The sequence below is a fragment of the Hydrogenophaga sp. genome (assembly GCF_030656115.1).
Lineage (GTDB): Bacteria > Pseudomonadota > Gammaproteobacteria > Burkholderiales > Burkholderiaceae_C > Hydrogenophaga.
In genome coordinates, this window is sequence record NZ_JAUSOO010000151.1 from 1 (window position 1) to 6,143 (window position 6,143).

A 6,143-nucleotide genomic window follows, 5' to 3' on the forward strand; every position below is an offset into this window, starting at 1 on the left:
AAGGCCGCCACGCCCACGCCCAACGCCAGGGGCGGTGGAGGGCCCGTCGGCAGATAGTGACGCATCAGGGTAGCCCATCACCACCCGATGCTGGTGTACTGCCGCCCGGCGACGAAACCACTCTGAATCCCGACACCAGTCAGCCCTGCAAGTGCCACTTCTGTGGCCGCTCGGTCTCGGCTTTTGTGCGTCTGGACTTCTTGCGCTGCCGCTTTCGCCATCCATCCCAACCATTCGTATGGAGGTCCGACTCACATGGCCATTTCACCTGAACTCACGGCGCAGATCCTGCGCTACCACCACGCCGAGCGCTGGCCGGTGGGCACCATCGCGGCCCAGCTGGGCGTGCACCGCGAGACCGTCATGCGCGTGCTCACCCAGGCCGGCGCAGCTCCTATCGTGCCCGCACAACGCCCCTCGGGCATCACCCCCTACCTGCCCTTTATTGAAGAGACCTTGAAGCAGTTCCCCAGCCTCACGGCCAGCCGGCTGCACACCATGGCCGCCGAGCGCGGTTACGAGGGGCGCCCCGACCACTTTCGCCACATCGTCGCCCGCCACCGTCCGCGCCCCCCAGCACAGGCCTACTTGCGCCTGCGCACCTTACCCGGTGAACAGGGGCAATGCGACTGGGGCCTATGCCGAGCTCGGCATAGGCCCCACTACGCCGAGTCCCCGAACATGCCGAGTATTTGCTTGACGTCCGAGTAGCGGGAGTGTCGTAGAAGAAGGTTTACTCGGCATTTCATTTTTCCTCCATGGTGGACACCCCCCCTTCATGGAGAATCAAATGGAACAGTCCGAAGTCAAGTTGTGGCCTTTGCTGCACCGGCCACAGGGCCCGTTGGCACCTCACATTGATGCTTTTGCCGTGTGCCTGAGCGAACAGGGATTCAAACGGCATTCAATCTCTCAGCAGATTCGTCTGATCGCCAAGCTCAGCCGGTGGATGAAGACGCAGGCGGTCGGCATGGACTTGCTAGCGGACGAGCACTTTGATCGATTCCGGCGGTTGACGGGGTCCCGCAATTCTGCTCACGCCGGAGATCGCTTATGCCTGAGCCGCTTGATGACGTTTCTACGGCAAACGGGCGTCGTCAGGCAACAGGCTGCGACCCCAGCCGTCGATGTCACGCCCATTCAGATTGTTATCGCCGCGTATAGGCAGCACTTGCGGCAAGCCCAAGCACTGTCGCCCGCGACGCTCAGACAATATATTCCCTTCGCCGAGCAATTTCTGGCTGAGCGCTTCGCCAGCGGTGCCGTCGAGCTCAGCGAGTTGCGGGCGGCCGATGTAGTTGGGTTCATCACGCGCCAAGCAGCCCGGTTGGGTCAGGCGCGGGCGAAGTGCTCGACCATCGCCTTGCGCTCGTTTTTGCGCTATCTGCGCCTGCGCGGTGACGTCACCCTTGATCTTGCCGCAGCGGTTCCAACAGTTCCCAACTGGTCGATGACAGGCGTTGCACGCGCGATCTCGGCCGAGGACTTGCGCGCCGTCTTGCAGAGCTGCCAGCGCGACACTGCCGCAGGCTGCCGAGACTACGCAATATTATTGCTGCTGGCGCGCCTGGGCCTTCGCGCCGGAGAGATCGTGGCGCTCACTCTGGAGAGCATCGACTGGGAACTGGGCAGCCTTACGGTGATCGGATCGAAAGGCGGCAAGAACACGCAGTTGCCCTTGCCGGCCGATGTCGGGGAGGCCACCTCCAGCTACCTCTTGCGCGCTCGGCCACGTAGCAGGGATCGAACCCTGTTCTTGCGTACGAACGCACCGATTCGCGGCCTTGGGTCACCAACCAGCATAGGCTCGATCGTCGGCGCTGCGATTGCCCGAACTGGACTGCAAATACGCCATGGCGGGGCACATCAGTTTCGTCATGCTCTGGCCTGCGAGATGTTGCGCCAGGGCGCCAGCTTGACCGAGATCGGCAGCTTGCTGCGACATCAGCACGTGAAGACGACCAGCATCTACGCGAAGGTGGACTTTGCTGCTCTACGTCCGCTCGCCCTGCCGTGGCCGGGAGTTCAATCATGAACACGCTGCGCACAATGATGCACGACTACCTCTGCACACGCCGCGGCCTCGGGTTCAAGTTGCACTCCGAGGGAACAGGCTTGGTGACCTTCGTCTCCTATATGGAAACCCACGGGCTCGATCACATCACGACCGAGATGGCGCTGAAGTGGGCACTGTTACCAACTTCCGTGCAGGCGGTCCAGCACGCCCGACGCCTGGGTTTCATACGCGGCTTCGCCCGGTATTGCAGTGCGATCGATCCGCGCACGCAGGTTCCGCCGGTGGACTTGATCCCCTGTGTACGCCTTCGACCGCAACCTCATCATTTCAGCGACGGCGATATCGAACGTTTGCTCCATGCGGCCCTGGAACTTCCCCCCGATGACGGCTTGCGTCGCTGGACCTTCCACTGCCTGTTCGGCTTGCTCTGCGTAACTGGACTGCGCATCGGTGAGGCGCGTGCCCTGACCTTTGGAGATGTGGATCTGCATGAGGCGATCCTCACCATCCGTTCGACCAAGTTTGGCAAGTCTCGACTGGTTCCATTACATCAGAGCGCACTCAAAGTCCTTGCCGACTACATGCGCCGACGCCAATCACTGGGGGTCACGTTGACGACCGATCACGTCTTTGTCAATGACCAGGGCAAGCCGCTGTCCCACGACTTGGCGCTCGACACCTTTCAGCGCCTGCTCAAGAAGATTGGCGTGGTCGAGCAGCGGGATCGACGCCGCCCGCACTTGCACGATCTACGGCATCGATTTGCTTTGCAGACCCTCTTGCAGTGGTATCGGGACGGACAGGACGTCGAGCGACGGTTGCCGGTGCTGTCGGCCTATCTCGGACATACCGAAGTTCGCGACACCTATTGGTACCTCAGCGCCCGGCCGGAACTCATGAGCTTGGCCCAGGAGCGACTCGAGCGGTATTGGGGGACGAGGTCATGATGCCCGCAGTCAGCTTTGCAAGCGTGCTCACGCGCTTCTTCACGCAACGTCTCATCGGACAGCGGCGCGCCAGCGCCCACACCGTGGCTTCATATCGCGACACCTTCCGGCTGCTGTTGAGGTTCAGCAAGACCCGTACCGGCAAGGCTCCATCAGGCCTTGCGTGGCAAGACATCGACGCCCCATTGATCAGCGCCTATTTGGACGATTTGGAGGAACTTCGCGGTATCACGCCTCGTACCCGCAATCTACGGCTCACGGCAATCCGATCACTATTCAAATACGCTGCCTTCGAGCTGCCTGAGCATGCCGATCAGATCCAGCGGGTATTGGCAATCCCGAGCAAGCGCTGCGCACATCGACAGATTGGCTATTTGAACCGCCCGGAGGTTGATGCGCTACTCGCAGCCCCGGACAGAACTACGTGGGCCGGTCGACGCGACTATGCATGGATCCTCCTTGCCGTTCAATCGGGGCTGCGCCTGTCGGAGCTCACTGGGCTCAGGCGTGACGACATATTTATTGGTGCCGGTGCGCATGTCCGCGTGATGGGCAAGGGGCGCAAGGAGCGCTGTACGCCGTTGACGAAGCAGACCGTTGCGGTTCTTCAGGCTTGGCTTCTGGAGCCGGCGCGAGGTGACGGTTTCGTCGTCTTCCCCGCCCGAGGTGGTGGACGATTGAGTAGTGACGGCGTCCAATACTTGCTTGCCAAGCACGTCGCCATGGCGGGCCAGACCTGCACGTCGCTTCGCAGCAAAAACGTCTCGCCACACGTGCTCAGGCACACCACGGCAATGGATCTCTTGCAGGCTGGTGTCGACACGACAGTCATCGCGATGTGGCTCGGCCATGAGTCGGTCGAGACGACTCACGTCTATCTCAGCGCGGACCTGGAATTGAAGCGCCGCGTCTTGGCCAAGACGGTTCCACCGGATTCCTCCCCGTCCACCTTCAGACCTGACGATGCCTTGCTGACTTTCCTGAAGAATCTGTAGGCATCCAGACTATGCCGAGTTTCCTTCCCTGTTCTGCGTGGACGCCACCCTGCAAACTGTGACGTCAAGCAAATACTCGGCATGTTCTGGGACTCGGCGTAGTGGGGCCACTTCGGCCACCTCCAGATCGGGCAAGCCCGCCGACCCCTGATGGCCTTCGTGATGGTCCTGTCCTGGTCCAGACGCATCTTCCTGCGCTTCTTCCTGGGCTCGCACATGGAGAACTTCCTGCGTGGCCACGTCCAGGCCTTTGAGTCCTGGGAGCACGTGCCCAGGGTCGTCCTCTATGACAACTTGAAGAGCGCGGTGCTCGAACGCCAGGGGCAGGCCATCCGATTCAATCCCACCCTGCTGGCACTCTCGGCCCACTACCGTTTCGAGGCCAGGCCCGTGGCCCCGGCCCGGGGCAATGAGAAAGGGCGCGTGGAGCGCGCCATCCGTTATATCCGCAGCGCCTTCTTTGAGGGCCGCAGCTTTGATGGCATTGAGGACCTCAATGCCCAGGCCGATGCCTGGGTGGCGGGTCCCGCCAGTGCTCGGCGTTGCCCCGAGGACACCCAGCTGTCGGTGCAGGAGGCCTTTGACCAAGAAACAGCGCACCTGATGGACCTCCCGGCCACACCGTTTTGTTGCGAAGAGATCCGCGGCGTGACAGCGGCCAAGACACCCTATGTGCGCTTTGACCTGAACGACTACTCCATCCCCCACACCCACGTGCAGCGCAGCCTCACCGTGCACGCCAATCTGCGTGAGGTGCGCATTCTGGACGGGCAGCAGGCGCTGGCCTCGCACCCGCGTTGCTGGGACAAGGCTCAGCAGATCGAGATCGAGGCCCATGTGCAGGACCTGGTGCAGCACAAGCGGGGTGCGCGCGCCCATCGCGACACGGACCGCCTGGTGCACGCGCTGCCTCAGGTGCAGGACTTGCTGACAGAGGCGGCCAAGCGCGGTGAGCCGCTGGGGCGGATCGCCCGTGAGTTGCAGGAGCTGCTGGATGTGCATGGACGCACGCAGATGATGGCTGCCGTCACGGACGCCATGGGCCGCGGTGTGCCACACCCCCATGCGGTTCGAATGGCGCTTGAGCGCCAGCGATCGGCGCAAACCCCGCCCCCGCTGGGCGTGGCCCTGTCAGCGCATGCAAAAGCGCGCGACATCGCCGTGCGCCCCCACAGCCTGGACGGCTACGACCGCCTCACGCAGGAGGGTGACGATGCCAACCCCTGATCCGAGCACACTCAAACTCCGCGCGCAGGCGCTGCAACTGCACGGGGTGCTGTCCCACTGGGATACCTGCTGCACAGAGGCCTGGGTGGGCACCTTGCTGGACTGGGAGGAGCAGGAGAGGACGCGGCGCTCCATGGAGAGGCGGCTGCACAGTGCGCGCATCGGGCGCTTCAAACCCTTGGTGGATTACGACTGGAGCTGGCCCGAGCAGATTGACCAGGCCAGCGTGAGCGAGCTGATGACGCTGCAGTTCCTGCACAGCGCGAGCAACGCCATCCTGGTGGGCCCCTCTGGCGTGGGCAAGACCACCATTGCCCAGAACATTGCACACCAGGCGGTGCTGCAAGGGCACACCGCCATGTTCACCACGGCTGGCAAGCTGCTGGGCGAGTTGGCCAGTCTGGACAGCGATTCGGCACTGCGCACCCGGCTGCGCCACTACGCCAGGCCCGATCTCCTGGTCATCGATGAGGTCGGGTACCTGTCGTATTCCAGCCGCTATGCCGATCTGCTGTTCGAGTTGATCAGCCGGCGCCACGAGCACAAGAGCACGCTGATCACCACGAACAAGTCCTTTGCCGAGTGGGGTGAGGTGTTTCCCAACGCGGCCTGCGTGGTCGCCCTCGTGGACCGACTGGTTCATCACGCCGAGATTGTGGGCATCAAGGGGCAGTCGTACCGCCGCAAGGAGGCGCAAGAGCACGCCCGGGCGCGAACGGCCAAGCGCAAGCCTTCAAAGGAGGCGACATGAAGCCGTGGCATCCCCCGTCTGGGCTGAACCGTGGGCTGCCCTTCGCGGTGGACGACACCTGGACACCGGAGCAGGCCTGGGCGGTGTTGGAGGTGCTGGATGATCTGCGCGATCGCGTCTGGACCCATTACGGCCTGGCGGTGCAGGAACTGCTGCGGGAGCAGCGCGTGAACAGGGTGAGCAGTGAATCACTGGAGGACTTTGAC

6 protein-coding genes and 1 pseudogene are annotated in these 6,143 nt (G+C 62.8%); all 7 read left to right on the forward strand.

Annotated features, from left to right (window positions below; translation table 11 throughout):
• Positions 1 to 255: 255 nt before the first annotated feature.
• A pseudogene (locus tag Q7J58_RS19850) lies at positions 256 to 636 on the forward strand (IS21 family transposase); the annotation flags it as partial.
• A gap of 154 nt (positions 637 to 790) precedes the next feature.
• Positions 791 to 2,035, forward strand: coding sequence for a site-specific integrase (locus tag Q7J58_RS19855; RefSeq protein WP_304831451.1), 1,245 nt, complete (start codon positions 791 to 793; stop codon positions 2,033 to 2,035).
• A complete protein-coding gene (locus Q7J58_RS19860) occupies positions 2,032 to 2,964 on the forward strand; it encodes a tyrosine-type recombinase/integrase (RefSeq protein ID WP_304831452.1) in 933 nt (310 codons plus the stop codon). The genes Q7J58_RS19855 and Q7J58_RS19860 overlap by 4 nt, the downstream gene beginning before the upstream one ends.
• Positions 2,961 to 3,959 (forward strand): site-specific integrase, encoded by a 999-nt coding sequence (locus Q7J58_RS19865; RefSeq protein WP_336623515.1) that lies wholly within the window; start codon positions 2,961 to 2,963, stop codon positions 3,957 to 3,959. Before Q7J58_RS19860 ends, Q7J58_RS19865 begins: the two co-directional genes overlap by 4 nt.
• Before the next feature lie 150 nt (positions 3,960 to 4,109).
• Positions 4,110 to 5,186: an IS21 family transposase gene (locus Q7J58_RS19870; RefSeq protein WP_304831453.1), complete on the forward strand. Its 1,077-nt coding sequence runs from the start codon at positions 4,110 to 4,112 to the stop codon at positions 5,184 to 5,186.
• Positions 5,173 to 5,937 (forward strand): IS21-like element helper ATPase IstB, encoded by a 765-nt coding sequence (gene istB, locus Q7J58_RS19875; protein WP_304831455.1) that lies wholly within the window; start codon positions 5,173 to 5,175, stop codon positions 5,935 to 5,937. The genes Q7J58_RS19870 and istB overlap by 14 nt, the downstream gene beginning before the upstream one ends.
• Positions 5,934 to 6,143 (forward strand): hypothetical protein (locus Q7J58_RS19880; protein WP_304831456.1); only part of this gene is annotated, 210 nt, incomplete at its 3' end. The genes istB and Q7J58_RS19880, both read left to right, overlap by 4 nt.

Excerpts from the sequence above, each read along its gene's own strand:
- istB (WP_304831455.1), top strand. The coding sequence starts at position 5,173 with ATGCCAACCCCTGATCCGAGCACACTCAAACTCCGCGCGCAGGCGCTG.
- Q7J58_RS19860 (WP_304831452.1), top strand. The coding sequence starts at position 2,032 with ATGAACACGCTGCGCACAATGATGCACGACTACCTCTGCACACGCCGC.
- Q7J58_RS19870 (WP_304831453.1), top strand. The coding sequence starts at position 4,110 with ATGGCCTTCGTGATGGTCCTGTCCTGGTCCAGACGCATCTTCCTGCGC.
- Q7J58_RS19865 (WP_336623515.1), top strand. The coding sequence starts at position 2,961 with ATGATGCCCGCAGTCAGCTTTGCAAGCGTGCTCACGCGCTTCTTCACG.
- Q7J58_RS19855 (WP_304831451.1), top strand. The coding sequence starts at position 791 with ATGGAACAGTCCGAAGTCAAGTTGTGGCCTTTGCTGCACCGGCCACAG.